At 42.8% G+C, this 26,603-nt stretch carries 25 protein-coding genes and 1 tRNA gene; 17 read left to right on the plus strand and 9 right to left on the minus strand.

Annotation, left to right across the window (positions count from 1 at the left end; genetic code table 11):
- Positions 1-24 precede the first annotated feature (24 nt).
- The 6 genes from pgl (at position 25) to DXZ23_RS13055 (ending at position 6,076) form a co-directional block, all read left to right on the plus strand.
- Positions 25-723, plus strand: coding sequence for a 6-phosphogluconolactonase (gene pgl, locus DXZ23_RS13030; protein ID WP_017805207.1), 699 nt, complete (start codon positions 25-27; stop codon positions 721-723).
- Positions 724-770: 47 nt separating this feature from the next.
- Positions 771-1,205, plus strand: a complete 435-nt coding sequence (locus tag DXZ23_RS13035; protein WP_021723865.1) for a nucleotidyltransferase substrate binding protein — start codon at positions 771-773, stop codon at positions 1,203-1,205.
- Complete coding sequence (locus tag DXZ23_RS13040; RefSeq protein ID WP_017805205.1) at positions 1,198-1,509, plus strand: nucleotidyltransferase family protein; 312 nt, start codon at positions 1,198-1,200, stop codon at positions 1,507-1,509. The genes DXZ23_RS13035 and DXZ23_RS13040 overlap by 8 nt, the downstream gene beginning before the upstream one ends.
- A 50-nt stretch (positions 1,510-1,559) precedes the next feature.
- Positions 1,560-3,014, plus strand: coding sequence for a decarboxylating NADP(+)-dependent phosphogluconate dehydrogenase (gene gnd, locus DXZ23_RS13045; protein WP_021723867.1), 1,455 nt, complete (start codon positions 1,560-1,562; stop codon positions 3,012-3,014).
- A 104-nt stretch (positions 3,015-3,118) separates the two neighbouring features.
- The gene (locus DXZ23_RS13050; protein WP_017805204.1) at positions 3,119-3,403 is read left to right on the plus strand and encodes a YfcZ/YiiS family protein; all 285 of its coding nucleotides are present in this window, start codon (positions 3,119-3,121) and stop codon (positions 3,401-3,403) included.
- Between the two features lie 354 nt (positions 3,404-3,757).
- On the plus strand, positions 3,758-6,076 hold the full coding sequence (locus DXZ23_RS13055; RefSeq protein ID WP_017805203.1) for an autotransporter domain-containing protein: 2,319 nt from the start codon (positions 3,758-3,760) through the stop codon (positions 6,074-6,076).
- 65 nt (positions 6,077-6,141) lie between these two features.
- On the opposite strand, the gene DXZ23_RS13060 is transcribed toward DXZ23_RS13055, so the two are convergent.
- From DXZ23_RS13060 to rpsU, 4 genes are all read right to left on the minus strand, one after another.
- Positions 6,142-6,217, minus strand: a tRNA-Ile gene (locus DXZ23_RS13060).
- A 114-nt stretch (positions 6,218-6,331) separates the two neighbouring features.
- A complete protein-coding gene (gene rpoD / locus DXZ23_RS13065) occupies positions 6,332-8,194 on the minus strand; it encodes an RNA polymerase sigma factor RpoD (protein ID WP_026138433.1) in 1,863 nt (620 codons plus the stop codon).
- 80 nt (positions 8,195-8,274) lie between these two features.
- Complete coding sequence (gene dnaG / locus DXZ23_RS13070) at positions 8,275-10,035, minus strand: DNA primase (protein WP_017805201.1); 1,761 nt, start codon at positions 10,033-10,035, stop codon at positions 8,275-8,277.
- Between the two features lie 164 nt (positions 10,036-10,199).
- Entirely contained in the window at positions 10,200-10,415 is a 216-nt protein-coding gene (rpsU, locus tag DXZ23_RS13075) for a 30S ribosomal protein S21 (RefSeq protein WP_017805200.1), read from the minus strand.
- A gap of 252 nt (positions 10,416-10,667) precedes the next feature.
- Between rpsU and tsaD the strand changes: the two genes are divergently transcribed.
- From tsaD to murQ, 4 genes are all read left to right on the plus strand, one after another.
- Positions 10,668-11,702, plus strand: a complete 1,035-nt coding sequence (gene tsaD / locus DXZ23_RS13080; RefSeq protein ID WP_017805199.1) for a tRNA (adenosine(37)-N6)-threonylcarbamoyltransferase complex transferase subunit TsaD — start codon at positions 10,668-10,670, stop codon at positions 11,700-11,702.
- Between the two features lie 12 nt (positions 11,703-11,714).
- Positions 11,715-11,948 carry a hypothetical protein gene (locus DXZ23_RS13085; protein WP_017805198.1) on the plus strand — a complete coding sequence of 78 codons (234 nt, stop codon included), beginning with the start codon at positions 11,715-11,717 and terminating at the stop codon, positions 11,946-11,948.
- Between the two features lie 13 nt (positions 11,949-11,961).
- Complete coding sequence (locus DXZ23_RS13090) at positions 11,962-12,543, plus strand: thymidine kinase (RefSeq protein ID WP_017805197.1); 582 nt, start codon at positions 11,962-11,964, stop codon at positions 12,541-12,543.
- Positions 12,544-12,807: 264 nt separating this feature from the next.
- Entirely contained in the window at positions 12,808-13,725 is a 918-nt protein-coding gene (gene murQ, locus DXZ23_RS13095) for an N-acetylmuramic acid 6-phosphate etherase (RefSeq protein WP_017805196.1), read from the plus strand.
- Here the strand turns inward: murQ and rfaC are convergent.
- From rfaC to rfaD, 3 genes are all read right to left on the minus strand, one after another.
- On the minus strand, positions 13,722-14,684 hold the full coding sequence (gene rfaC / locus DXZ23_RS13100) for a lipopolysaccharide heptosyltransferase RfaC (protein ID WP_017805195.1): 963 nt from the start codon (positions 14,682-14,684) through the stop codon (positions 13,722-13,724). The genes murQ and rfaC overlap by 4 nt on opposite strands.
- Before the next feature lie 19 nt (positions 14,685-14,703).
- On the minus strand, positions 14,704-15,750 hold the full coding sequence (gene waaF / locus DXZ23_RS13105) for a lipopolysaccharide heptosyltransferase II (RefSeq protein WP_017805194.1): 1,047 nt from the start codon (positions 15,748-15,750) through the stop codon (positions 14,704-14,706).
- Positions 15,751-15,954: 204 nt separating this feature from the next.
- A complete protein-coding gene (gene rfaD, locus DXZ23_RS13110; protein ID WP_017805193.1) occupies positions 15,955-16,878 on the minus strand; it encodes an ADP-glyceromanno-heptose 6-epimerase in 924 nt (307 codons plus the stop codon).
- A gap of 137 nt (positions 16,879-17,015) precedes the next feature.
- Here rfaD and deoC point away from each other — a divergent pair, with 137 nt between their 5' ends.
- The 7 genes from deoC (at position 17,016) to fucP (ending at position 24,641) form a co-directional block, all read left to right on the plus strand.
- Entirely contained in the window at positions 17,016-17,690 is a 675-nt protein-coding gene (deoC, locus tag DXZ23_RS13115) for a deoxyribose-phosphate aldolase (RefSeq protein WP_017805192.1), read from the plus strand.
- A 43-nt stretch (positions 17,691-17,733) separates the two neighbouring features.
- The gene (locus tag DXZ23_RS13120; protein ID WP_017805191.1) at positions 17,734-18,483 is read left to right on the plus strand and encodes a DeoR/GlpR family DNA-binding transcription regulator; all 750 of its coding nucleotides are present in this window, start codon (positions 17,734-17,736) and stop codon (positions 18,481-18,483) included.
- Positions 18,484-18,867: 384 nt separating this feature from the next.
- Positions 18,868-20,634 carry an L-fucose isomerase gene (gene fucI, locus DXZ23_RS13125; protein ID WP_017805190.1) on the plus strand — a complete coding sequence of 589 codons (1,767 nt, stop codon included), beginning with the start codon at positions 18,868-18,870 and terminating at the stop codon, positions 20,632-20,634.
- Positions 20,635-20,685: 51 nt separating this feature from the next.
- Positions 20,686-22,143 carry an L-fuculokinase gene (gene fucK / locus DXZ23_RS13130; protein ID WP_021723874.1) on the plus strand — a complete coding sequence of 486 codons (1,458 nt, stop codon included), beginning with the start codon at positions 20,686-20,688 and terminating at the stop codon, positions 22,141-22,143.
- Between the two features lie 12 nt (positions 22,144-22,155).
- On the plus strand, positions 22,156-22,614 hold the full coding sequence (gene fucU, locus DXZ23_RS13135; protein ID WP_017805188.1) for an L-fucose mutarotase: 459 nt from the start codon (positions 22,156-22,158) through the stop codon (positions 22,612-22,614).
- Positions 22,615-22,630: 16 nt separating this feature from the next.
- A complete protein-coding gene (gene fucA / locus DXZ23_RS13140; protein WP_017805187.1) occupies positions 22,631-23,278 on the plus strand; it encodes an L-fuculose-phosphate aldolase in 648 nt (215 codons plus the stop codon).
- A 76-nt stretch (positions 23,279-23,354) separates the two neighbouring features.
- Positions 23,355-24,641, plus strand: coding sequence for an L-fucose:H+ symporter permease (fucP, locus tag DXZ23_RS13145; protein WP_017805186.1), 1,287 nt, complete (start codon positions 23,355-23,357; stop codon positions 24,639-24,641).
- Between the two features lie 85 nt (positions 24,642-24,726).
- Here fucP and DXZ23_RS13150 read toward each other — a convergent pair whose 3' ends face one another.
- Together DXZ23_RS13150 and DXZ23_RS13155 are read right to left on the minus strand one after the other, a co-directional pair.
- Positions 24,727-25,368, minus strand: a complete 642-nt coding sequence (locus tag DXZ23_RS13150) for an autotransporter outer membrane beta-barrel domain-containing protein (RefSeq protein ID WP_081603106.1) — start codon at positions 25,366-25,368, stop codon at positions 24,727-24,729.
- A complete protein-coding gene (locus DXZ23_RS13155; protein WP_017805184.1) occupies positions 25,316-26,467 on the minus strand; it encodes a hypothetical protein in 1,152 nt (383 codons plus the stop codon). The genes DXZ23_RS13150 and DXZ23_RS13155 overlap by 53 nt, the downstream gene beginning before the upstream one ends.
- Between the last annotated feature and the right edge of the window lie 136 nt (positions 26,468-26,603).

Raw genomic sequence — 26,603 nt, forward strand, 5'->3', positions numbered from 1 at the left:
AGTGGGAAAATTTTGGAGAATACAATGAACACCGTTATTTTTGACAATGCACAATGTGCGGTAGAAAAAATCGCTGACGAGCTTAAACAATACAGCCTTGAGGGTCGCCCCGTGCATATTTCCCTTTCAGGCGGCAGCACGCCAAAACTCTTGTTTAAAACCTTGGCAGCAGCCCCATACAACCAAGCCATTCAATGGCAAAACCTGCATTTTTGGTGGGGCGATGATCGAATGGTTGATCCCTCTGAGCCTGAAAGCAACTATGGCGAAGTGCAAAAGTTATTGTTCGATCATATTGCTATTCCTGCGGAAAACATTCACCGCATTCGTGGGGAAGCCCCTGTGGAGCAGGAACTCGTGCGCTTCCAAAATGAACTGGCAGAAGTCGTGCCGAACGGCGAGTTTGATTGGATTATTTTAGGAATGGGGGCAGACGGGCATACCGCCTCATTATTCCCACATCAAACCAATTTTGATGACGAGAATTTAGCGGTGATTGCCAAACACCCAGAAACAGGACAAGTGCGAATTTCCAAAACGGCTAAATTACTTGAGCAAGCTAAACGCATTACCTATTTGGTAACCGGTGCGGCAAAAGCGGAAATTTTAAAAGAAATCCAAAGTACCCCTGCGGAAAATCTGCCTTACCCCGCGGCGAAAATCAAAGCAAAAAATGGCGTAACGGAATGGTATTTGGATAAAGACGCTGCGAAGTTGTTGTAAGATATAAAGTGCGGTGATTTTTTAGGAAATTTTTATTGGGAAAACAAATGGAGCAACTTGATCTCTCAGCGTTAGAAAAAGCGTTTCACTCACTTGAAATGACCTTAGCCAAACTGGCGGATAAACAATGGTTCGCAGCACAAGAAAACATTGTGCAAGACACCCTTATCGCGGGCTGTATTCAAAAATTTGAATTTGTTTATGAGCTAAGCATTAAGATGATGAAACGCCAATTAAAGCTGATTGCCGAAGCTCCCGATGAAATTGACAGTGCAGATTTCCGTGATATTTTGCGTTTGAGTGCCAAAGCAGGCTTGATTGAGCAAGTGGAAGATTGGCTGCTCTATCGTAAAATGCGAAACATCACCTCGCACACTTATGATCAAAATAAGGCTCAGGAAATTTATGAGCAAATGATCGGCTTTCTAGCTTCTGCCAGAAACTTGCTTAGCCAATTACAACAGCGTAATAACGATGATTGATATTCAACCCCAACATCTTGAAATTGTGGAAAAAATCCTCCGCACTTATTTGGGTGAATATGAAGTGCGTGCTTTTGGCTCAAGAGTAAAAGGCACGGCTCGCCCTTTTTCAGATCTTGATTTGGTGGTAATGACAACACAGCCCCTTTCTTTAAGAACGCTATGCGAAGTCGAAAATGCGTTTTCAGAAAGTGATTTACCTTGGCAAGTGGATATTGTGGATTGGGCGGCAACATCAGCAGAATTTCAGCAAATTATTTTGCAGAAATCTGTTGTGATTCAACAACAGATTTCATCAACCTAGCCTAAAAAGGCAAAGCAACAGATTATAACGAAACAGGAGAAAGTAAAGTTATGAGTCAAAAAGGCGATATCGGCGTTATCGGTTTAGCGGTAATGGGACAAAACTTAATTTTAAATATGAACGACCACGGCTTTAAAGTGGTGGCGTATAACCGTACCACATCAAAAGTGGACGAGTTCTTAGAAGGGCCAGCGAAAGGCACAAATATTATCGGTGCTTATTCCTTAGAAGATCTGGCAAACAAATTAGAAAAACCTCGCAAAGTTATGCTAATGGTGCGCGCGGGCGAAGTGGTGGATCAATTCATCAACGCCTTACTGCCTTATTTAGAAGAGGGCGACATCATCATTGATGGCGGCAACTCAAACTATCCAGACACCAACCGTCGCGTGGAAGAATTAGCGGAAAAAGGCATTCGCTTTGTGGGTGCTGGCGTATCTGGCGGTGAAGAAGGCGCGCGCCACGGGCCTTCTATTATGCCAGGCGGTAACGCAGAAGCTTGGCCTTATGTAAAACCTATCCTACAAGCGATCTCTGCCAAAACAGACAAAGGCGAACCTTGCTGTGATTGGGTTGGTCAAGAAGGTGCGGGCCATTTCGTGAAAATGGTGCATAACGGCATTGAATACGGCGATATGCAACTTATCTGCGAAGCCTATCAATTCTTAAAAGACGGCTTAGGCTTAAGCTATGACGAAATGCAAAAAATCTTCGCTGAATGGAAAAAAACCGAGCTGGATAGCTATTTAATCGACATCACCACCGATATTCTTGGTTATAAAGATGCCGATGGCGAGCCATTAGTAGAAAAAATCTTAGACACCGCAGGACAAAAAGGCACAGGTAAATGGACGGGGATCAACGCTCTTGATTTTGGTATTCCATTAACCTTAATCACCGAATCTGTGTTTGCCCGTTGCGTGTCTTCATTTAAAGATCAACGTGTTGCCGCAGCAAAATTATTCCACAAAACCATTCAACCAGTGGAAGGCGATAAACAAGTTTGGATCGAAGCGGTACGCAAAGCCCTGCTTGCATCAAAAATTATTTCATACGCACAAGGCTTTATGCTGATCCGTGAGGCCTCAGAAAACTTCGGTTGGAACATTAACTACGGCGCAACGGCCTTATTATGGCGTGAAGGTTGTATCATTCGTAGCCGTTTCTTAGGTAATATTCGTGATGCCTATGAAGCCAACACAGATCTGATTTTCTTAGGCTCAGATCCATACTTCAAAAACATCTTAGAAAATGCTTTAGGCGACTGGCGTAAAGTGGTCGCAAAATCTATCGAAGTGGGTATCCCAATGCCTTGTATGGCATCTGCAATCACTTTCTTAGATGGTTACACTTCCGCTGACTTACCAGCCAACTTGCTACAAGCACAGCGTGATTACTTCGGTGCACACACTTATGAACGCAAAGACAAACCACGCGGTGAGTTCTTCCATACAAACTGGACAGGACGCGGCGGTAACACTGCATCAACCACTTATGATGTATAATTAATATGACGAGCGATGGGGCTGCCTATCGCTCTTTTTGCATAAAATAAAGTGCGGTGTAAAATTTCGCACTTTTTCCATTTATAAAAAATAGGAGTCATAAAATGAAAAAAGAGAATCCCGTAGAATGCGTAGGCTGCAACACCTTTGATGTTGGCACCATTATCGACAACAGCAACTGCACCAGCCACGTTGAACGTGTTTATGCCACAGAAGCAGAAGCACAAACTGCTTTAGCACAATTTAGCGAAAAAGCCCAAAATGCGGCAACAGAGCCTTGTGAAATTCAGTCTCAAATTACACCTGTAGAACAGGGCTTCCTCCTCACTGCTGATTTCACCTTTAGCTGCCAAGCTGAATCATTGATCTTTGAGCTAGGGTTACGTTAATTTTCTAAACCGCCTTAGGTTAGTTAAAGCCAAGGCGGTTTTTCTTGCTCAAGCTTTGTACCCTTCTCTATTTATCCTACCTACCTACAATTCATTGATTGTTTTATGATCAACTATAGTCGTTTAAGTTTAAAATAAAACAAGGCAATCTCACAATAAATAGCAATAACGCTGGATTACTTCAATACCGTATGTAAATTCCCCTTGTTTTATTTTAAACTTAAACGACTATTGTTCTAGAAATAGCCAATTGAATTAAATTGAATTGAATTGAATTGAATGCTAAATTCATCATATACCAATGCAATACCTCCAAATTGGTAATTATTGAAATTATCTTAAGGAGATATCATTATGTACATTCAAGATAAATTTATTTTCTATGCTTCTCTTGCTATTTCTCTAAGCTTACTCTTGTTAACGCCTTACTCACTGCATGCCTCTTCGCTTGATGAAGAAATTCTTGAAAAAATACAAGAACTCAAAAGAATGGAAAATGCTATTCATTATGATCAAGAAATCATTAGCACGGTAGATTCTCCTAAACGAGCTGGAACAGTAGCTGATAAAAGTACAAGCTATACTAACTCAGCCACCATTGATCATAGAGAGTACATTATCTATTCGAATGCCCCCATAAAAAACATACGCATCAGAAACTCTGGACATTTATCAAGCCGCTCGAATATTTTTTCTGGTTTTTGGAAGCCTACCACTGGCTTAGTATATATTGAAAATATGGGGACATTATTAAATAAAGGTACACATTATAATGAATATGGTATTTGGAGCAGAAGTAGTAATTTCTTTTTGCAGAATACAGGCCAAATTATCAATACCGAACATTCCCCTGCACCAATAAATATCTTGGCATCTGACACAGTCATCTTTAACAATAGTGGGCATATCGAAAGCCATAATTTCAACGGAGCAATCTATGCACAGTCAGCAAAAAATATGATTTTTCTAAATTTAGAAGGAGGAGAAATTATTGGCAAAGCTACCGCATTAAATTTAAGGGGTGAGAATATTAAATTTGAGAATAAAGGGAATATATCCGGTCAAAATATCAATATAATAGCTCAGAATAAGTTAGATTTTAAAAATATCGGCAAAATCAAAAGTGACGTTATCCTAACCTCACAGGGAGTTTCGAATATCGACTTACAAAAAGGAAAACTCGAGGGAAACCTAAGTGCAACCGCTTCTACTATCACTATACTGTTAAGTGATGAAAATGAAATAACAGGAAATATTAATATTCAAAGCGATAGTTCCCGATTAATATTATTTGATCAAAACAAAGTGTTATCTTCTGATAAATATAATAACTTTGAATATTTAGATATTTATGGAAGCTGGGAATTAACCGCAAAAAATTGGCAATTTAAAGATATCACTGTTCATTCATCAGCAAACTTGATTACTTATAGAAATACTACCTTAGAAGGAAATTTAATTAACCAAGGAACATTAGTTCTAAAACAATCTGAACTTAATAACAATTCCGCTCTTGAAATCAGTGGGCATTATACGGGTGAAAATGGAAACATCGAAATAGATATTCCTATCATCAATTATACAGATCAAAGTCGAATGATTATTCGAGGAGACGCTCGCGGAACAACAAGTATTATTTTAAAGACACCACCAAACTCTACCTTAAAATCCCCTTTAAAACTCATTCAAACAAGTAAGTCAACAAATGATAGTTTCTATCTTTCTCCGTGTAGGAAAAATAAATACCGCCTTAAATTAGTTAATGAAAATACGGGGAATAATTGGTATTTGATTCAAGACAGCATAATACCAGCCCATATACTTAGTCATCTTGCTAATTTAGATGCAAATCAGAATCTATTCTTTTTCAAATTCTCGGATCGTTATCTTTCTCTAATTAATACACCCAAACAGAAATTTCGGGTAATGTATACAAATAAGCAAGGACATTACTCTATTGAGCAAGCCGAAGGACATATTAATACGAACAAAAATACTTTACAAATGGCCAATCAATTACTCCACTATAACGGAAAAAATTATGGTATAAATTTTGGATTGATTTTGAATATAGGCTCACAAAAAAGTAAAGTATTTAATGAAACTATTACAACTATAAAAACTACTGGACTTGGATTAGGTTTATATGCCAATTATTTGAAAGAAAATCACTATTTTGATAGTTACTTAGTGATGAATCAATTTACTCATAAGCTTTCTACTAATGAGGAAAATACTCACTATAAAAGCAAAAATATACAATTTTCTCTAGAATATGGAATTCATTACCCTATCTTAAATAATGCACTAAATATTCAAATAGAGGAGCAACTGATTTACTCTCATTTAAAGATGCCTTTATGGATAAAAGAGATAAAACATAAAAATCAGCTAAAAAATAGATTAGGTATAAAATTAAACTACGTCATTCAAACATTAAATCTTCAATCATATTTAGAATTTAACTGGTTTCACAAGTTTAATAATTCATACCTTACTTCAGAAAATAAAAATTATAAAATTGCAGGTGGAAAAAATACTAAAGAATTCGCATTAATGTTAACAAATAGTCCTTCAAAACATTGGAATATTCAATTAAGAACAGCATACCATTTCGGTAAACATCATTGGAAAGAAATATACCTAGCAACAAATATCAGCTATTTATTTTGAGAGAAATGCTATTTTTAAAAAAATACTAAGGTGAGTAAAATTTGAAAACTAACTAAGTGGAAAAGTGGTGCCCCCAGCTGGGATTGAACCAGCGACCAAACGATTATGAGTCGTCTGCTCTGACCGCTGAGCTATGGGGGCTAAAACGAAGTTGATTATAGTGAAATAAATTTACAAAGTCTAGAATTAGTAAATTTATACGATTTAAATTTGAACAAAAAAGCCCGATCATTTAACCGAGCTTTTTTATGATAACTATTCGTCTAAGAAACTCCGCAGGGTTTCTGAGCGACTTGGGTGGCGTAATTTACGCAAAGCTTTAGCTTCAATTTGACGGATACGTTCACGAGTTACATCAAATTGTTTACCTACCTCTTCAAGTGTATGGTCGGTGTTCATATCAATCCCAAAACGCATTCTTAGCACCTTCGCCTCGCGTGGGGTTAAACCTTCTAGGACTTCGTGGGTAGCCGCTTTTAGGCTTTGTACCGTAGCTGAATCTAACGGTAATTCAAGGGTGTTATCTTCAATAAAATCGCCTAAATGGGAATCGTCGTCATCACCGATTGGGGTTTCCATTGAAATCGGCTCTTTGGCGATTTTGAGGACTTTACGGATTTTTTCCTCAGGCATTCCCATTCTTTCCGCCAGCTCTTCAGGCGAGGCTTCGCGTCCCATTTCTTGCAACATTTGACGAGAAATACGATTCAACTTATTAATCGTTTCAATCATATGCACTGGGATACGAATGGTTCTTGCTTGGTCGGCAATTGAACGGGTAATTGCTTGACGAATCCACCAAGTGGCATAGGTGGAGAATTTATATCCACGGCGATATTCAAATTTATCCACCGCTTTCATCAATCCAATATTCCCTTCTTGGATCAAATCTAAGAATTGCAAACCGCGGTTGGTATATTTTTTCGCAATAGAAATCACCAAACGCAAGTTCGCCTCAACCATTTCTTTTTTCGCACGGCGAGCTTTTAATTCCCCTTGTGAAACCGCATCACAAATATCGCGAATTTGTGCGATAGTTAGCCCTGTTTCTTGTTCAATTTGAATCAAATTTTCGATAGATTGGCGAATTTGTACTTCATATTGAGCTAATTTTTCTGACCAGCCTTTACCTGCATTGAGAGCTTTGTCTAACCAAGCCTCTTTGGTTTCGTGCCCAATAAATTCTTTTTGAAACATTCCTTTTGGCATTCTAGCATTATCAACTGCCATTTTTTGAATATGGCGTTCTTGCTGACGAACTCGCTTCATCATATTACGCATTGCTAGCACAAGCACATCAAATTGTTTCGGCACTAAGCGGAATTGAGTGAAAATCTCAGCCAACACTTGGATTTGATCGCGAGCTTGTTTTTTATGACGACCGTGTTTAACAATCGCCTCTAAGGTTTTTTGATGTTGCATTTTTAATGCGGTAAATTTTTCCCGTGCCACTTCAGGATCAATCGCATTGTCTGTATCACTATCATCGGAAGTGCCACTATCATCGCCTTCTTCGTCTTCTTCCTCTTCTTCAATTGAGGTAGAAACCACGCTTTCTTCATCGTCCTCAGACAGCACATCAGTTTCATCTGTTGTTTCTTCAACTACTGCGTTAGGGTCAACAAATCCAGTGATGATGTCAGCCAGACGCATTCCCCCTTCTTCAACCAGTGCATATTGTCTAAGTAAATCATTCAATGCTTCTGGGTAAGCTGCAATCGCCGTTTGAACTTCATTAATTCCTTCTTCGATCCGCTTTGCAATATCAATTTCACCTTCTCGGGTTAAAAGCTCCACACTGCCCATTTCACGCATATACATACGCACAGGGTCGGTAGTTCGCCCGATTTCTGCTTCTACGCTTGATAATACTTGAGTCGCTTCTTCTACTGCATCTTCATCGGTAATATTTTCATTTAGCATCAAATCATCGGCATCAGGTGCAGTTTCCAGCACTTGAATACCCATATCATTGATCATCTGAATAATATCTTCGATCTGATCCGCATCAACAAGTTCTTCTGGCAAGTGGTCGTTCACTTCGGCATAGGTTAAATAGCCTTGCTCTTTCCCCTGTGCGATTAACAATTTTAACTGAGATTGTGGATTTTGCTCCATATCCATATAATGTATCCGCCTCGATGTGTAATTATGGAAGATAAAATACGCTTGATTTTATCACTGTTGGTACTGATTAACTATTTATTTTGCTGCTTTTTCTGTAATAATTGAGCCAGCGTGTGTTTTTCTTGTGGGGTAAGCCCCTCGGTTCGTTCTTTGGCGATCAAGCCCTCAATATTTTTATCGATCACTTGAAGAAAGAAGAATTTTAAGGTTTCGCGAAAAGTTTCCCCGATTTTTTCCTCATCAACTAAATGATCCCACGTCGCCAAAATTTCAAGGGGGCGAAAATGTTCTGTATCTCGCCAATATTCCAAAATTTGCCCTGTGGTGATGCCCACCTTTTCGCGACAAAGTGCGGTCAGTTTTTCAAACAAATTTAAGCCTGGCTCTTGCAAGGTTTTTAATGCTTCTAGATTTGGCACAAATTGGCTCAACTCAGGGTTTTGCACCAAAAGGGCGATGAGCAAACGCATTGGCGTTTTTTTCATCGGCGGTGGATTGTGCGTGGTGGCATTTTCCAATTTGGTTGGGATCAACTGTTCTAACTGAGTTTGATCAAACACCCCTAATTTCTGGGCTAAGGTTTTCCGCAAGGATAAACGGAGCATTTCGCCCGCAATACGATTGATCAACGGCACAGCCAACGCCGCCAGTTTTGTTTTCCCCTCTTTGGAAGAAAAATCCACTTGCGTACTCAGGGTGGAAAACATAAATTCGCTCAGAGATTGAGCTTGGCTGATGTAATTTTCAAAGCCCTCTTTGCCATATTGGCGAATGAAGGTATCGGGATCTTCACCGTCAGGCAAAAAAATAAACTTCATTTGCCGCCCATCTTCTAAGAAAGGCAAGGCATTTTCTAAGGCTCGCCACGCCGCATCACGCCCCGCACGATCCGCATCATAACAACAAATGATCTGTTCCGTTGAGCGAAACGCGAGCTGAATTTGCTCGGGCGTGGTCGCCGTGCCTAGAGAAGCCACCGCATAATCAATGCCGAATTGTGCCAGTGCCACCACGTCCATATAGCCCTCCACAATCAGCAAGGTGTCAGGGCTATCATTCACCTGCAACGCCTCAAACAGCCCGTAAAGCTGGTTGCCTTTGTGGTAAGTGTGGCTTTCAGGCGAGTTGAGATACTTCGGCTTTTCATCATTCAGCACCCGTCCGCCAAAAGCGATAGTGCGTCCACGCCGATCACGAATGGGGAACATCACGCGGTTACGAAAGCGATCGTAAACGTCCTGCTTTTCATTGCGGGAAAGCATTCCCACATCAAACAATTTCTGCCGTTCTTCCGCATTACGCCCAAATTGTTTTAGCACCGCATTAAATTGATTTGGGGCGAAGCCAATTTGAAAACGATCGATCACCTCTGCCGACAAACCGCGTTGCTGTAAATAAGCTTGAGCAGGCAGATGCGAGGGCAGTTGCTGATGATAAAACTGGGCGATTTCCTGCATTAATTGGAACAGATCTTTTTTGCTCCGATAATTGCTCTGCGTGTTGTGATCTTTGCCATTAAAGTGCGGTGATTTTTCGTAAGGAATTTCTAAGCCCTGCATTGCTGCCAGTTCTTCCACCGCCTCAATAAACTCAAGTTTGTCATATTCCATCAAAAAGCTGATCGCATTGCCGTGTGCGTGGCAGCCAAAACAATGGTAAAACTGCTTTTTCGGACTAACGGTGAAGGAGGGGGTTTTCTCGTGATGAAATGGGCAACAAGCCTGATATTCACGCCCCGCTTTTTTCAGTTTGACGCGTGAGTTGATCAACTCAACAATATCGGTTCTGGCTAAAACATCATCAATAAATGAACGTGGAATATGATTTGCCATCTTGCTCCCTCGCTTTGTTTGATAACCCTTACACACTTTCACAAAAGTGCGGTGTATTTTTGTGGTGTTTTTTTGCAATGATGATGAGAGATTAAAACAACAAAACCGTGATTCCAACAGGTTTCACGGCTTGCTTAACTCGAGTTTAATTAAAAAATTTTTAATTAGTATAAACGTACATTGCGTGCATTTTCACGAGCAACACGTTTTGCGTGGCGTTTTGCACGGGTTGCGTTTTCACGTTTACGAATTGTGGTTGGTTTTTCGTAGAATTCACGGCTACGAACTTCCGCTAAAATTCCTGCTTTTTCGCAAGAGCGTTTAAAACGACGTAATGCTACGTCAAAGGATTCATTTTCACGAACTTTAATTACAGGCATAAGCCATCACCTCAATATTGATTAATATTTTGCAAAATTTAGTAACCGTTTCGATCAAACGGCTTATTCAAATAAATAAGGGTCGGAATTTTAATCTAAATTTATCGCAAAAGCAAAGAAAAGATCCGATTTTTTTCCTCACAAAGCGAGAAATTTAGGGAGAAAAGGGGGATAATCTTGGCGGTAACTGGTGAAAATGGGCTAAACAGGGTAAAATCTCCGCCACATTTTTTAGTTTGAGTAGAGAACAGAATGCGAATTTTAGGCATTGAAACCTCCTGTGATGAAACGGGCGTGGCGATTTATGACGAAGAAAAAGGCTTAATCGCCAACCAGCTTTACACCCAAATTGCCTTACACGCCGATTACGGCGGCGTTGTGCCAGAGCTAGCCTCACGCGATCATATCCGCAAAACCACGCCGTTAATTCAAGCGGCATTGCAAGAAGCCAATCTCAGCCCTGAAGACATCGATGGTATCGCCTACACCTGCGGGCCAGGCTTGGTGGGGGCATTATTGGTTGGCTCAACCATTGCTCGCTCTTTGGCTTATGCGTGGAATGTGCCAGCTATCGGCGTACACCATATGGAGGGGCATTTGCTCGCCCCAATGTTGGAAGAAAACGCACCGCACTTTCCTTTTGTCGCCTTATTGGTTTCGGGCGGGCATACTCAGCTTGTCCGTGTTGATGGCGTTGGCAGCTATGAAGTGTTGGGCGAAAGCATTGACGACGCGGCAGGTGAAGCCTTCGACAAAACCGCAAAATTGCTTGGTTTAGATTACCCTGGAGGGGCAGCCTTAGCCCGTCTTGCTCAACAAGGCACGCCAAATCGCTTTATCTTTCCACGCCCAATGACTGATCGCCCAGGGCTAGATTTCAGCTTCTCTGGCTTAAAAACCTTTGCCGCCAACACCATTCAGCAAGCGATCAAAGAAGAGGGCGAACTAACCGCACAAACCAAAGCGGATATTGCCTACGCATTCCAACAAGCAGTGGTGGAAACCCTTGCAATAAAATGTCGCCGAGCCTTAAAAGAAACGGGCTTTAAACGCCTTGTGATAGCGGGCGGCGTAAGTGCCAATCAGCAACTACGCCAATCTCTCGCCGAATTAATGACACAACTGGGCGGCGAAGTGTTCTATCCACAACCGCAATTTTGCACCGATAACGGGGCAATGATTGCCTACACAGGTTTTTTACGCCTCAAACAAGGGGAAAGTTCACCGCTAGAAATCGAAGTGAAACCCCGTTGGGCAATGACGGATTTAACTGAAATTCACATTTAAAAAGGAAAAATTATGCAACAATCTCATTCTTCTGCCATTCGTGCCGCAGGGATCGGCTGTGCCTTAATGCTGCTCCTCATTGCCATTGCCTTATTTACCCTCCCCTCATCGCAAATCGTGGATTACCTAACCCTTGCGGGCGAATGGGTGGGGCAAGGCACAACGGTCGGCATTTTTATGCTCGCCGCTTTACCGTCGCTCACCGCATTACTTTTTTATTTCATCTGGAAATGGCTCACAAAATAACCGCACTTTAATTATGGCAAAACTGTATTTTTATTATTCAACAATGAACGCGGGCAAGTCCACCACCTTGCTACAATCCGACTACAACTACCGCGAGCGTCAAATGAACACGCTGGTTTACACCGCAGCTATTGACGACCGCTTTGGTGTCGGCAAAGTAACCTCAAGGATCGGCATTAGCCAACAAGCTAAACTGTTCCACAAAGAAACGGATCTCTTCCTTGACATCGCTGACCATTTGGAGCAAGAAAAGCTGCATTGTATTTTGGTCGATGAAGCCCAATTCCTCACCAAAGCACAGGTTTACCAACTTAGCGATGTCGTGGACAAATTGCATATCCCCGTACTGTGCTACGGCTTACGCACCGATTTTCAAGCAGAATTATTTGAAGGCAGCCAATATTTACTGGCGTGGGCGGATCAACTGGAAGAACTCAAAACCATCTGCCACTGCGGCCGCAAAGCCAATTTTGTCTTGCGTTTAAATGACCAAGGCGAAGTGGTGAAAGAAGGCAGCCAAATTCAAATCGGCGGCAATAACCACTATGTATCCGTATGCCGTCAGCATTACAAAGAGAAGATCGAAAAAGTGTAAAAAAGTGTTATTTTTTACCGCTCTTTTATTATTGGAATATCTTTGATATCACATTTTCATAAGACGAAATTATCCAATCACTCGTAGATACTCTCCCAACCTCAAAGCTAAATACTTTTTGCATTATGTCAAAATAATCTGAGGTTGGTAAAAAACAAGTCACTTTAGATGTTTTGAAAATAATTATAGGAAAAAATAGGCAACTTTCTTACCGCACTTCCCCTAGAGGCTCCTATGGGTTCGCTGAAACTAAAGAGATAAAAAATGAAAGACAACCAATTACTCAATCAACTGTCGCAACTTAGCACGGAACAACGTAATCCAAACTCAATGAATTTGGATGAGCTTTCTGCCTTAGAAATCGTGCAACTAATGAATGCGGAGGACAAAAACGTGCCGTTGGCTATCGAAAAATGCTTGCCACAAATTGCCACGGCGGTGGAGAAAATCGTCCACGCCTTTCAGCACGGCGGTCGGCTGGTTTATCTCGGTGCGGGAACAAGCGGGCGTTTGGGCGTGCTTGATGCGTCAGAATGCCCGCCCACTTTTGGCGTTTGCCCCGAAATGGTGAAAGGCATTATTGCGGGCGGCGAACGTGCTTTGCGTCACCCCATTGAAGGGGCAGAAGATAATCCACAAAGTGCGGTGGAGAATTTGCAAGACATTGATTTTAATACGAAAGATATTTTAGTTGGTATTGCTGCCAGTGGTCGTACACCTTATGTGCTAGGCGGTTTAGATTATGCGAAATCCTTAGGGGCAACCACGGTCGCCATTGCTAGCAACGCCAATTCACCGATGACTCAGGTGGCGGATATTGCCATTACTCCTGTTGTCGGTGCGGAAGTGCTGACGGGTTCAAGCCGTTTAAAATCTGGCACAGCACAAAAATTGGTGCTGAATATGCTCACCACCGCAAGTTTTGTGCTAATGGGCAAATGCTACCAAAATTTAATGGTGGACGTGCAAGCCAGCAATCAAAAACTCGTTGCTCGTGCTACTCGCATTGTCATGCAAGCCACCGATTGCACTGCAGAACAAGCCCAACAAGCCCTCACTGCCGCCCACAATAACGCCAAAGTGGCCATCTTAATGTTGCTGGCAGATCTGGATTATCCAAGTGCGGTGCAATTATTGAGCGAAAATAAAGGTCGTTTGCAAGGGGCGTTGAAATCAAATTAAAGCAAAGGGCGTAAGCGTTGCAATACCGCTTCGGCAGAAATCTGTGCCATTGTTGCGGCTTGCAAGTGAAACTGATTTTTCCCATAAGTGCCGATTAAATCAGGGTTGGTCGTGCCATAAAGCGTGATATTAGGTTTATCCAACGCAGCGGTGAGATGTGCCAATCCTGTATCTACGGAAACCACTGCTTGGGCATTGGCGATATGTTGGGCTAGTTCGGTGAGGGATAGCTTAGGTAAAACCACTGCATTTTCAATGCCTTGAGCGATCCACTCAGCGGATTGCTTTTCTTTTTTATTGCCCCAAGGCAAATGCACGGCAAAGCCAAGTGCGGTCGTTTCTCGGGCAAGTTTTTTCCATTCTTCATTTCGCCAATGCTTATCCGCTCGCGTGGTGGCGTGAATAAAGACAAGATAAGGCGGGCTTATTTTTTGCCTAGAAAACGACTGAGAAAAATGATGTGCAATACCATAATCTCCCTGCGTTTGCGGCACGGGGTAGCCAAGTGTGAGGGCAAATAACTGACGAATACGTTCAACGGCGTGCTGATGATAATCAATGGAAAAACGATGATCATAAAACCACGCGGCAAGGGGTTCTCTCGCACAATGTTTGTCATAGCCATATTTTTCCCCTTTGGCAAGGCGAGCAGCGAACAAAGCACTTTTTACCAAGCCTTGTGCATCAATCACTGCATCATATTGATTTTGTTGCAATAATTGACGATAAGCCCGCCATTCCTGCCACGTTTTCCCCTGCCATAATTGCTTACTCCAACGGCGTATAGCGATGGGGATCACCTGATTGACCGCCGAATGCCAAGTGGGAATTTCCGCGAAATTTTCTTCCACCACCCAATCCACCTGCAAATCAGGAAATGCCTTTTGAGCGTCCGTCAATGCGGGTAGCGCGTGAATCACATCACCCATTGAAGAGGTTTTCACCAAGCAAATTCGCATAATTTCCTCTTTCGCCCCCTTAAAGTGCGGTCAAAATTTGGTGCAATTTTTCCATTACCATTGCAGGGGTGATGTCGATTAGGCTTTGATGATAGCCTTCCGCACTGTCTTTGCCTTTGCGGATTTTTTCTAAACCGCCCTGTTGTAAGCGGATAATCACCGCATCTTTTGCCAGCGGTGGCGTATATTGCGGGCTAGTTGGGCCATAAAGTGCCACCAACGGACGCTGTACCGCAGAGGCAACGTGCATCAATCCACTATCATTGGTTACAATGCCTTGACAATCCGCGATTAAATCCACCGCTTGATTGAGCGTGGTTTGCCCTGCTAAATTTAAGCAATAAGGCTGCAAAGGTTCGGGCAAGCTCGCACGGATTTCCTCCCCCACGGCTTCATCTTTCGCCGAACCAAAAATGCGAATGCTATAGCCTTGTTCGATGAGATGTTGAGCAAGCGTCGCATAATGATAATGCGGCCAACGCTTCGCAGGGCCAAATTCAGCCCCTGGGCCGAACCCTACCGCGGGGCGATTTTCCGCCTGATCAAGCTGAGCGTGAAAATGGCTTTTGGTTTGCTCGATTTCTGCCTCGTTCACTTGTAGATAAGGGTAAGGAATGTTCATTTGCTTTGCAGTCGGCACAGCATTTTTTTCATATGCCAATGCCACATAACGCTGCACCATCATTGGATAATCCGCTTTATTCTTCCGCAGATCATTAAGGAAAAAATAACGGCTCTCCCCTTTCCAACCACGGCGGCGAGCAATTTTGGCAAACACAGGAATAAACGCAGATTTGATCGAGTTTGGCAATACAATCGCCATATCATATTGATTTCGCAATGTTTTTCCAATTTGATAACGCTGGCTTAAACCAAAGGTACCGTGCCCAATCGGCATTGTGAGAGCCTGACGCACCTCAGGCATTCTATCCAGCAAAGGTTTACACCAATTTGGCGCAAGCACATCAATTTGGCAATTTGGATATTGCTGTTTTAAGCATTGGTATAAACTGTGCGACATCATCATATCGCCAACCCAAGATGGGCCGATTATTAAGATGTTCATTCTGCGGTTCTCATTAATGTGTGAATTATATCAATTGTCGGGGGAACGCTATGCCCACTTAAAAATCACGCTTTTCCAGCACTCTTCTATTTGGTTAAAAATAAAAGTGCGGTGGGATTTTTGCTAATTTTTTACGATTCATCCCGTTTATTTTGGGCGAACACATAGGTTCGCCCCTACATCTGATTTAATTGCGTAGTTATGTTATTTATTCAACCACGCCATATATTCCGCCACGCCTTCGGCGACGTTTTTGAATGGCTTGTCATAGCCCGTGGCGCGCAGTTTGGTGAGATCCGCTTGGGTGTATTCTTGGTAACGGCTTTTTAAATGTTCTGGGAATGGAATGGTTTCAATTTGCCCTTTGCCGTGGAATTTTAGGACAGCTTGAGCCACGGCTTCAAAACTTTCCGCTTTGCCCGTTCCGCAATTGTGAATGCCCGAAATACCCTGTTGCCAGCACCAAATATTTACCGCTGCCACATCGCCGACATAAACGAAATCACGCAAGAAATGCTCGCTACCAGCGAACAGTTTTGGGTTTTCCCCTTTCAAAATTTGATTGTTGAGGTGGAATGCTACGCTTGCCATACTGCCTTTATGCTGCTCTCTTGGCCCGTACACATTGAAATATTTGAAACCGCAGACGGGCGATTGTGCCTCTGGTAAAATCTTACGCACATATTCATCGAACAAGAATTTTGAGTAGCCATACACATTCAACGGTTTCTCAAACTCACGGGCTTCCACAAAGGTGTCGCTGTCGCCGTAGGTGGCGGCACTGGAAGCATAGTAGAAAGGAATTTGGCGATCTAAACAATAATGTAATAGCTCTTTGGAATATTCATAATTGTTTTCCATCACGAATTTGCCGTCCCATTCCGTGGTGGCAGAACACGCCCCCTCGTGGAAGATCACATCAATCTCGCCTAAATCATCACCAGCCATAATGGACGCGATGAAATCATCTTTATCGCAATAATCCGCAATATCCAAATCCACTAGGTTCACAAATTTCGTGCCGTCTTTTAAATCGTCCACCACTAAAATATCTGTGCGTCCCATTTCGTTCAACGCTTTGACAATGTTGCTTCCAATAAAGCCAGCACCACCTGTTACAATAATCATTTTTCAATCCTCATTTGACGGTCAATATTGGGGCTTATTCTAAAGGATTTTCGCGGTAAGGGCTAAAGAAATTTCGCCCCTGTTCCCGCTTTTAGGTTATGATATAGCCCAAATTGACTGATGATTAAGGAGAGCCTATGCAACCTAAAGAAATCGCGAAATACATTGATCACACCGCCCTCACGGCGGAGAAAACCCCGCAAGATATTCTAAACTTGTGCCAAGAAGCGATGGCACATCAATTTTGCTCCGTGTGCATTAATTCCGCCTACATTCCCCTTGCCAAGCAAGCCCTCGCACAAAGTGCGGTGAAAATTTGCACCGTTGTTGGCTTTCCGCTTGGGGCGAATTTGAGCAGTGTCAAAGCCTTTGAAGCCTCAGAAGCCATTAAGCAAGGGGCTGATGAAATTGATATGGTGATTAACCTAGGACTTGTGAAAGCACAACAATGGAAAGCCGTAGAGCAAGACATCGCCGAAGTGCTTACCGCTTGTCAAGGCAAAACCCTAAAAGTAATTTTAGAAACCTGCCTGCTCAGCAAAGAAGAGATCGTGAAAGCCTGCGAAATCTGTAAAAAACTGGGCGTTGCCTTTGTCAAAACCTCCACTGGGTTTAATAAAGGCGGAGCAACCGTTGAAGATGTCGCCTTGATGAAACAAACCGTTGACGATGCGGTGGAGGTAAAAGCCTCTGGCGGCATTCGCAACACTGCCACCGCACTGGCAATGCTTGAAGCAGGAGCAACCCGATTAGGCGTAAGTGCGGGAGTTGCTATTGTACAGGGTGAGAAAGTGCAAGGAAATGGCTATTAAATTTTTGTGGGTTTAATGCCTGTTTTGACCGTTTGGAGGAAAAATGCCAAGTAGAACATCGCAAATTTTACAGCTAGTGAATGCGTCTGGAAAAGTGAATGTCAATGCCCTCGCCGAGCAATTTGGTGTATCGGTCGAAACCATTCGCCGTGATCTGCGAGCGTTAAATCAAAAAGGCTTATTGCATCGCGTTCACGGCGGGGCGATGAGTTGCCAGTCTAAAGACATTGGGCGTTCCTTTCAAGCAAGACAACGGTTAAATTCTGAAGCGAAAAAATACATCGCACAACAAGCGGTAGAATATGTGTTTGAAGGGGCGGTGATCGGGCTTGATGCCAGTTCCAGTAGCTGGCATTTTGCTCAGCTTATTCCTGATATTCCTTGCACCGTGGTAACCAATTCTATGCACAATATCAATGCCTTAGTTAATAAACCCAATGTAAAAACCATTGCCACCGGCGGGGTTTATTCTGCCAAATATGCCGCTTTTTATGGGCCGCTCTCTGAGCAATTATTGCTCCGCTTGCATATTGATCTTTGCGTGTTTTCTTGTACGGGCGTTGATAGCAATGGCAGCATTTGGGAATCCAACGAGCTGAACGCGTCCATTAAACGCAAAATGATCGACGCCTCTAGGCAGAAATTTTTACTGCTTGATAGCTCTAAATTTGAGCGGAAAAATTTAATCAAACTCGGTGAGCTTTCTCAACTGGATATTTTATTTACCGATCAAGCCCCCAATGAAGGTTTACAAAACTATTGTAAAGAGCAAGAAATTCATCTTGCTTTTTGACCGCACTTTTTCGTTTCAATGCCCGATTTTTTTTTAAAACCAAAAACGGGCATTTTAATTTCCCTAAATCGGGCATTTTTTGTGATCTCTTTCGCAAAAATGACATAAGATTTCTAAAAAGCTGTTCATTTTTTCCCATCTACTGAAAAATAAATCTAGTGCAATTTCGATTACCAAACCATTTTGCTTTTCTAGCACTTATTTTGTCGTTGATATGCTCAATCTAAGAAGAAAACAAAATGCTGTTTGAAATCTGCCATATAGTCGTTTCAATTCAACGTAAGACAAAACTTTGCTCTATAGGCAGTACAGCAAGGCAAACTAACGCCGTATTATTTTGAAATCAAACGACGATATTTTTCAACCAAGAAAGGGGGAAACAAAATGACTGTATTCAAATCCTCACCGATTAAAATCGGTATCCGCCCAACCATTAATGGTCGCCGTATGGGCGTGCGTGAATCGTTAGAAGATCAAACAATGGCGATGGCAAAATCGGTCGCTCAGTTGCTTGAAAGCCATATCCGCCATTCCGATGGCTCATTTGTGGAATGTGTGATTGCGGATAGTTGCATTGGTGGCGTAACGGAAGCCGCCGCCTGTGCGGAGAAATTTAAACTAGAGAATGTAGGGGCGGTGATCACTGTAACCCCTTGCTGGTGCTATGGCTCGGAAACCATTGATATGGATCCGCATATGCCAAAAGCGATTTGGGGCTTTAACGGCACAGAACGCCCAGGGGCGGTTTATCTTGCCGCTGCATTGGCAGGACATTCACAAATGGGCTTGCCGGCATTTTCCATTTATGGCACGGAAGTACAAGAGGCTCAAGACACTCGCATTCCTGAGGATGTCAAAGAAAAACTGCTCCGCTTCGCCCGTGCGGCACTAACCGTTGCCACCATTCGAGGCAAATCCTATCTTTCTATCGGTTCAGTGTCGATGGGGATCGCAGGCTCAATCGTGGATCAACAATTCTTCCAAGAATATCTTGGTATGCGGAATGAATATGTGGATATGAGCGAAATCAAACGCCGTCTTGATCGCAAAATCTATGATGAGGAAGAAGTGGCATTGGCATTACAGTGGGTGAAAGACTATTGCAAGGAAGGCGTTGATGTGAACCATCCTGATCAGCAAGACAGCCCTGAACAAAAAGCGAAGTTGTGGGAAACTGTGGTGAAAATGACGATCATCACCCGTGATTTAATGGTAGGCAATGAAAAACTTGCCACCTTGAATTATGGCGAAGAAGCCCTCGGGCATAATGCCATTGCCGCAGGTTTCCAAGGGCAACGCCACTGGACAGATCATATGCCAAATGGGGATTTTATGGAAGCGATCCTCAACTCTACTTATGACTGGAACGGCGTGCGTCCACCTTATATCCTCGCCACCGAAAACGACTCACTCAACGGCGTATGTATGCTACTTGGCAACCAGCTTACAGGGCAAGCCCAAATCTTCGCCGATGTTCGTACTTATTGGAGTGAAGAAGCGGTAGAGCGTGCTACTGGCTTCCGCCCTGAAAGCGGTTTTATCCATTTGATCAATTCAGGATCGGCAGCACTTGACGGCACAGGGCAACATACCGATGCACAAGGCAATCCTGTGATCAAACCTGTTTGGGAGGTTAGCGAAGAAGACGGCAAACGCTGTGTAGAAAACACCCGCTGGTGTCCAGCTATATATGAGTATTTCCGTGGCGGTGGCTATTCCTCACAATTTCTCACCAAAGGCGGAATGCCGTTTACAATGCACCGCTTGAATCTCATTCGAGGCATTGGCCCAGTACTACAAATTGCCGAAGGCTGGTCGATTGATCTGCCTGAGGAGGTTCACCAAACCCTAATGCAACGCACCAATGAAACTTGGCCTTGCACTTGGTTTGTGCCTCGTTTAACGGGAACGGGGGCGTTTACCGATGTGTATTCCGTAATGGCAAATTGGGGTGCGAACCACTGCGTCGCCACTTACGGGCATATCGGTGCAGATCTCATCACGTTGGCTTCAATGTTGCGTATTCCTGTGTGTATGCACAATGTGGAAGAGAAAAATATTTTCCGCCCAAGTGCGTGGAATGGCTTCGGACAAGACAAAGAAGGGCAAGATTACCGTGCTTGTGCCAACTTTGGACCGCTTTACAAATAATCCTGAAGAAAAAAGTGCGGTGTTTTTTGACCGCACTTTTAAGGAGGTTCTATGACAATCGCACTGATTTTTGATTGCGGGGCAACCAATTTACGCACCATTGCGATAGATCAAAATGGAAAAATGTTAGCCGCTCATCACCAACCCAATCGCACCCAGCCCGATCCGCACTATCCGCATTTTTACATTTGGGATATGGACGAAATCTGGCAAAAATTGCTCTTTTGTGCCGAGCAAACCTTAACTCAGCTAAAACAATCCCATTCTTTAGCGGAGGTTGTCGGCATTGGCGTCACCACCTTTGGCGTGGACGGCACGGCTTTTGACGCACAAGGCAAACCGCTATATCCCATTATTTCGTGGCAATGCCCTCGCACCATTCCCGTAATGGAACGGCTGTCGCACTACCTTGATGAGCAATCCCTCTATCAACGCAACGGTATAGGACAATATAGCTTCAACACGCTGTTTAAGCTACTGTGGTTGAAAGAAAACGAGCCAGACATTTTTCAACAAATGGACAAATTCCTGTTCATTTCCTCAATGATTACCCAGCGTTTAACGGGCGTGTTCAGCACCGATCGCACAATGGCAGGCACATCAATGATGACGGATCTGCAAAGCCAAACTTGGGATAGCGAAGTGCTGAAGGTGCTGGGGTTACAAACCTCGCATTTTCCGCCAATGGTCAATGCAGGGGAAAAAATCGGCAATTTAAGCACCGCACTTTGTCAGCAGTTGGGCTTAAATCCAATCCCTGTGATTTCCTGCGGACACGATACCCAATTTGCGGTATTTGGTTCAGGGGCTGGCATTAATCAACCCGTTCTCAGTTCTGGCACTTGGGAAATCCTAATGGCTCGCACCGAACAAGCCAATCCCCGCTTTGAATTTATCGCTCAAGGGCTAACCACAGAATTTGATGCCCTGCCATTTTGTTTTAATCCCGCGGTGCAATGGCTCGGTTCTGGCGTGTTGGAATGGGTGGGAAAAACCTTTTTTGCCGATGTCAGAGGATCAGCACAATATTACACCACGATGATGAATGAGGCGGAGGTTGCACCCGTGGGATCACAAGGCATTCGCTTTAGTGGCAAGTTTAACCCTGCGGATAACGGGCAAGGCTTCGGGCAAATTTCGGGGCTTTCAATGCACAGTCAGCGAGGGGAAATTTATCGTGCGGTGTTGGAACATCTCGCCTATCGCCTGAAAGCGGGTTTGGACATTTTGCAACAAGTTAGCCATTTCAACGCTGAAAGCCTAATTTGTGTCGGTGGCGGTTCTAAAAATGCCTTGTGGAATCAGATTCGTGCCGATGTATTAAATCTGCCTATAGATGTGGTGGACGTAGCGGAAAGTACAGTGTTAGGAGCAGCGATGTTTACTCTCGCAGGCGTTGGTGTGTATGACAACGTGGTACAAGCTCAACAACAAATGCAACCCCGCAAACAGCGAATTTTGCCTTCAAATCAACACCGCACTTTATCAACAGCTTTACCAACAACATAGGGAGGATTTGCAATGTTAAAAGGTATTCACCCCAGTCTTTCACCAGACTTATTAAAAATCCTTGCCGAAATGGGGCACGGCGATGAAATCGTTCTCGCTGATGCTCACTTTCCCGCTCATCAACTGCATTCACGCGTGCTTCGAGCAGACGGTGTTGGCATTGCCACCTTGCTAAGTGGCATCACGCCGTTGTTTGAGTTTGATGCTTATGTGGACGCCCCGCTCATTATGATGCAGGCGGTCAGTGGCGACAGCCTCGATCCCAACGTAGAAATGCGTTATCTCAATGCGATCGCACAGGCATCAGAAAACCAAAGTGCGGTGCAAAATTTGCCTAAATTAAGCCGTATCGATCGTTTTGATTTTTATGAGCGTGCGAAGCAAGCCTATGCCATTGTGGTAACAGGGGAATGTGCCAAATACGGCAATATTATTTTGAAAAAAGGGGTTACCCCGATTTCGATCCAATAGTAGTAAGGAAATAAAAATGAACAGACAACAGCTCTCACAAAAAATTATTGATACTTGCCTTGAAATGACGAGATTAGGTTTAAATCAAGGCACCGCCAGCAACGTTAGCGTTCGTTATCAAGACGGAATGTTAATTACCCCCACGGGAACGCCTTACGAACAAATGACATCAGACAGTATTGTTTATGTGGATAAACAAGGCCATTATGAAAAAGGAAAATTACCTTCCAGCGAATGGCATTTCCATTTAGCGGTATATCAAGCTCGCTCTGATGTTAATGCCGTGGTGCATAATCACGCGGTGAATTGTGCTGCCGTTTCAATTCTCGAAAAACCCATTCCCCCTTTCCATTATATGATTGCTGTTGGCGGGACAGATCATATTCCTTGTGTCCCTTATGCCACATTCGGTACACACCAATTGGCGGAATATGTGGCACAAGGCATTAAAACCTCAAAAGCAATTTTACTCGCTCATCACGGTTTAATTGCTGCAGAACAAAATCTTGATAAAGCACTTTGGCTCGCACACGAAGTGGAAGTATTGGCACAGTGGTATATGAAATTGCTCGCAACAGGCCTTGACATTCCGCTTTTATCAGAAACGCAAATGGCAGAAGTGTTAGAAAAATTTAAATCTTATGGATTACGTATTGAAGAATAGTTAATTAAATAAGCTCATTTTTCTATCGGTTGTTTTGAAAATGCAATGAGTTTGTTTCTCACACAAGGAGAACATTATGAGTGCTAAAATTCTTGAAAAACAATTTGTCGTCCCCTTCATTTTAATCACGACATTATTTGCACTATGGGGATTTGCCAATGACATCACCAACCCAATGGTTGCCGTATTCCAAACAGTAATGGAAATTCCTGCTTCAGAAGCGGCATTAGTGCAGTTTGCTTTCTATGGTGGTTACGGCACAATGGCAATTCCTGCCGCATTATTTGTTAGCCGTTATAACTATAAATCGGGGGTATTACTGGGTTTAGCCCTTTATGCAGTCGGTGCATTTTTATTCTATCCTGCCGCACGCTATGAACAATTTACCTTCTTTTTATTCTCGCTCTATATCTTAACCTTTGGCTTGGCGTTCTTAGAAACCACTGCCAATCCTTATATTTTATCAATGGGCGATCCACAAACTGCCACACGCCGTTTAAATTTAGCCCAATCTTTTAATCCGCTCGGCTCAATTACGGGAATGTTCGTTGCCTCGCAAATTGTGTTAGTCAATTTAGAATCAGACAAACGTGATGCGGCAGGCGATTTGATTTTTAACACCTTATCCGCCGCCGAAAAAGCCGCCGTGCGTACCCACGATCTCGAAATTATCCGCAATCCTTATTTAGTGGTAGGGTTGGTTGTCGTGGTCATAATGCTGGTGATTGGTTTATACAAAATGCCCGCCACCAAAATGGAACAAGGCACTAAACTCTCTTTCCGTGAAGCTTTCAATCGCTTAATTGCAAAAGCCAAATATCGCGAAGGGGTGATTGCACAAGTGTTCTATGTGGGTGTACAAATTATGTGCTGGACATTCATTATCCAATATGCCGAACGCTTAGGCTTCACCAAAGCGGAAGCCCAAAACTATAACATTATCGCAATGGGTATTTTCATCGTCAGCCGTTTTATCAGCACCAGCATTATGAAATATCTCAAAGCAGAATTAATGCTATTCCTGTTTGCTTTAGGTGGATTTTTCAGCATTCTTGGCGTGATCTTTATTGACGGCGTGGGAGGGTTATATTGCTTAATTCTCACTTCAGCCTTTATGTCCCTAATGTTCCCAACCATTTACGGCATTGCACTTTATGGCTTAAAAGAAGAAGCCACTTTAGGCGCAGCGGGCTTGGTAATGGCGATTGTCGGCGGTGCGTTAATGCCACCATTGCAAGGCATTCTTATTGACCAAGGCGAAATTTTTGGAATGCCCGCAGTAAATGCCTCTTTCGTCCTCCCACTTATCTGCTTTGTCGCCATTGCAATTTATGGTTATCGCACGTGGAAAGTATTGGAATAATATCTTAAAGAAATAAAAGATCCCAATTTTGGGATCTTTCAATAGCGTTTAGACCGCACGTTATAAAGTGCGGTCATTTTTGCTCTTAAAATCGATATTCAATACCTAAATTCCCTTTTACCGAATAAGAAGAATTTGAGGTTAAATTTTTGGCATAATCTACAGAGCCATACCAATACAGATTTTGATTAAGTTGATGCGTCGCACCAACACCCAGCGTTATCCAATTTTTCTGCCAAGTGCTATCCCAACGTTTCTCACCGAAATCAATTTTTTGTGTTGGTAAAAATTCGTGAGAAAAATTCACTGTGAGATAAGGCGAAAGTGTTCGTGCTGTGTGCAATGCAGGGGCAATACGCAGTGCTAGTCGTCCAATGAAACTTCTATCAACATTGGAGGCAACATTAACAACATCCATTTTATAACCGTTGGTATGAAGTTGCTGATAAGTGAGTTGAACATCACTAAATAAGGCAAGATGTCGGTTTTGAACAAGGATAGTACCTGTTTCGAAAGACGCTCCCCAACCTTTAACGTGAGTGCGAGCAGAGCTATTTTCTGTTGAGTTATTTAGATTTCCCCATAAATAACGCACCACAGTATCAAAATAATTTCCTGTATTTGGGTTATAAGCTGTGTGAGAAAAGCCAAACTGTTTTAAATTCCCCCGCGTATCACCCGTTTGTTTGGAAGTGAGTACATACCTCCCCCCCAGCGGGTTGAATATTCATTGCAATATGCGCATTATCATAAGATATTGAATGAAAATTCGCATAACCCAAAATCAGTTTTGTATCTTCTGTGTAGGTTTTCGCTGTTGTGCCTGGCTTATGAGATAAGCCAATTCCCATTTCAATACCCGACACTTTATTTGAAACCTCTAATTGCTGATTATCGCTAAATTTTTGCCGTGCGTGGAGAATTCGGAGGTAAACAGGGCATTGTTCAGACTCACTAATCCGATAAGTTTCCCCTTCACGTTCACGCCAAGACGATGAAAGTGCATTAGCCGCAAAACGTAGTGTATGATAACTTGTGCGTATCGTGGCATTTTCATCAGAAATACTATCTGTGCCACCATTATTAGGATTTTTCACCCATCCCCAAGTAAAGCCTTTCACGCCATCTTTTTCATAAGGCACAAGCTGAACTTGTGTTCCATCAGCTAAAGGAAGGAAACCATAAAAAGAATTTTCATGTTCGATCTTCCCACCGATAGTAATCAGTGGTTTACCATCTTGAATAGCATAAAAGGTTTTGTTAAGGTCGGTAATGGTGTTTGTAGAAGCATCGGGTTCTTCATAGTTACTACTTTGAGGTTTTATTACTTTAACTAAAGTATAACCATATACATTGCCCCCAATCGTCACCATATCTGAAATTAAACCCGTATTTGTCTCTGTATCCGTACCCGTTTCCCATTGGGAAGCGAGATAAAGCGTTGTAGGATTAGTCTCAGATTTTACATTTTCGCCAAACCAGTTGCCTGTAACATTAATTGTAATTGGTGTGGCTTTTTTACGTGTTACATAAAGTCCGCCTCTTTCTCCAGTTTGATTATCAGGATCATCTTCAAGCATGAGATTGCCGTTAACATTCACCCCCATTCCAGCTTCAATAGTTCCTTTAGGTTGTAATAACGTATTACGACCTAAATTAACATAGGTACCTGCTGAAAGAAAATATCGTCCTTTAATCTTCGTCTTGTACTCACCTTTAGGCGTTCCATCTGATGTCGTACTAACCGCCAAAGAAGAAACAGGAACAAATAAACCCGTCACAAACAAAAATATTTTATGCTTTTTATAAAGTGAATGTATATTCATTAGAAACTCCTTTCAGACTTAATCGATAGACTTTATTTTAAAGTCCAATCCATTATATACCGAATTAGTCTTAAGCAAAAACAGCCCATAAAATAAACCGCACTTTATAAAGTGCGGTTTATTTTTCAAGGATTAT

The organism is Avibacterium paragallinarum, assembly GCF_900450705.1.
GTDB lineage: Bacteria > Pseudomonadota > Gammaproteobacteria > Enterobacterales > Pasteurellaceae > Avibacterium > Avibacterium paragallinarum.

Coding starts and splice junctions, on each gene's coding strand:
- fucI (WP_017805190.1), top strand. CDS start 18,868: ATGACTGTATTCAAATCCTCACCGATTAAAATCGGTATCCGCCCAACC.
- murQ (WP_017805196.1), top strand. CDS start 12,808: ATGAAAGACAACCAATTACTCAATCAACTGTCGCAACTTAGCACGGAA.
- DXZ23_RS13050 (WP_017805204.1), top strand. CDS start 3,119: ATGAAAAAAGAGAATCCCGTAGAATGCGTAGGCTGCAACACCTTTGAT.
- gnd (WP_021723867.1), top strand. CDS start 1,560: ATGAGTCAAAAAGGCGATATCGGCGTTATCGGTTTAGCGGTAATGGGA.
- DXZ23_RS13120 (WP_017805191.1), top strand. CDS start 17,734: ATGCCAAGTAGAACATCGCAAATTTTACAGCTAGTGAATGCGTCTGGA.
- deoC (WP_017805192.1), top strand. CDS start 17,016: ATGCAACCTAAAGAAATCGCGAAATACATTGATCACACCGCCCTCACG.
- dnaG (WP_017805201.1), bottom strand. CDS start 10,035: ATGGCAAATCATATTCCACGTTCATTTATTGATGATGTTTTAGCCAGA.
- rfaC (WP_017805195.1), bottom strand. CDS start 14,684: ATGCGAATTTGCTTGGTGAAAACCTCTTCAATGGGTGATGTGATTCAC.
- DXZ23_RS13035 (WP_021723865.1), top strand. CDS start 771: ATGGAGCAACTTGATCTCTCAGCGTTAGAAAAAGCGTTTCACTCACTT.
- fucA (WP_017805187.1), top strand. CDS start 22,631: ATGAACAGACAACAGCTCTCACAAAAAATTATTGATACTTGCCTTGAA.
- rfaD (WP_017805193.1), bottom strand. CDS start 16,878: ATGATTATTGTAACAGGTGGTGCTGGCTTTATTGGAAGCAACATTGTC.
- pgl (WP_017805207.1), top strand. CDS start 25: ATGAACACCGTTATTTTTGACAATGCACAATGTGCGGTAGAAAAAATC.
- fucK (WP_021723874.1), top strand. CDS start 20,686: ATGACAATCGCACTGATTTTTGATTGCGGGGCAACCAATTTACGCACC.
- tsaD (WP_017805199.1), top strand. CDS start 10,668: ATGCGAATTTTAGGCATTGAAACCTCCTGTGATGAAACGGGCGTGGCG.
- DXZ23_RS13090 (WP_017805197.1), top strand. CDS start 11,962: ATGGCAAAACTGTATTTTTATTATTCAACAATGAACGCGGGCAAGTCC.
- fucP (WP_017805186.1), top strand. CDS start 23,355: ATGAGTGCTAAAATTCTTGAAAAACAATTTGTCGTCCCCTTCATTTTA.
- fucU (WP_017805188.1), top strand. CDS start 22,156: ATGTTAAAAGGTATTCACCCCAGTCTTTCACCAGACTTATTAAAAATC.
- rpoD (WP_026138433.1), bottom strand. CDS start 8,194: ATGGAGCAAAATCCACAATCTCAGTTAAAATTGTTAATCGCACAGGGG.
- rpsU (WP_017805200.1), bottom strand. CDS start 10,415: ATGCCTGTAATTAAAGTTCGTGAAAATGAATCCTTTGACGTAGCATTA.
- DXZ23_RS13040 (WP_017805205.1), top strand. CDS start 1,198: ATGATTGATATTCAACCCCAACATCTTGAAATTGTGGAAAAAATCCTC.
- waaF (WP_017805194.1), bottom strand. CDS start 15,750: ATGAACATCTTAATAATCGGCCCATCTTGGGTTGGCGATATGATGATG.
- DXZ23_RS13155 (WP_017805184.1), bottom strand. CDS start 26,467: ATGAATATACATTCACTTTATAAAAAGCATAAAATATTTTTGTTTGTG.
- DXZ23_RS13085 (WP_017805198.1), top strand. CDS start 11,715: ATGCAACAATCTCATTCTTCTGCCATTCGTGCCGCAGGGATCGGCTGT.
- DXZ23_RS13055 (WP_017805203.1), top strand. CDS start 3,758: ATGTACATTCAAGATAAATTTATTTTCTATGCTTCTCTTGCTATTTCT.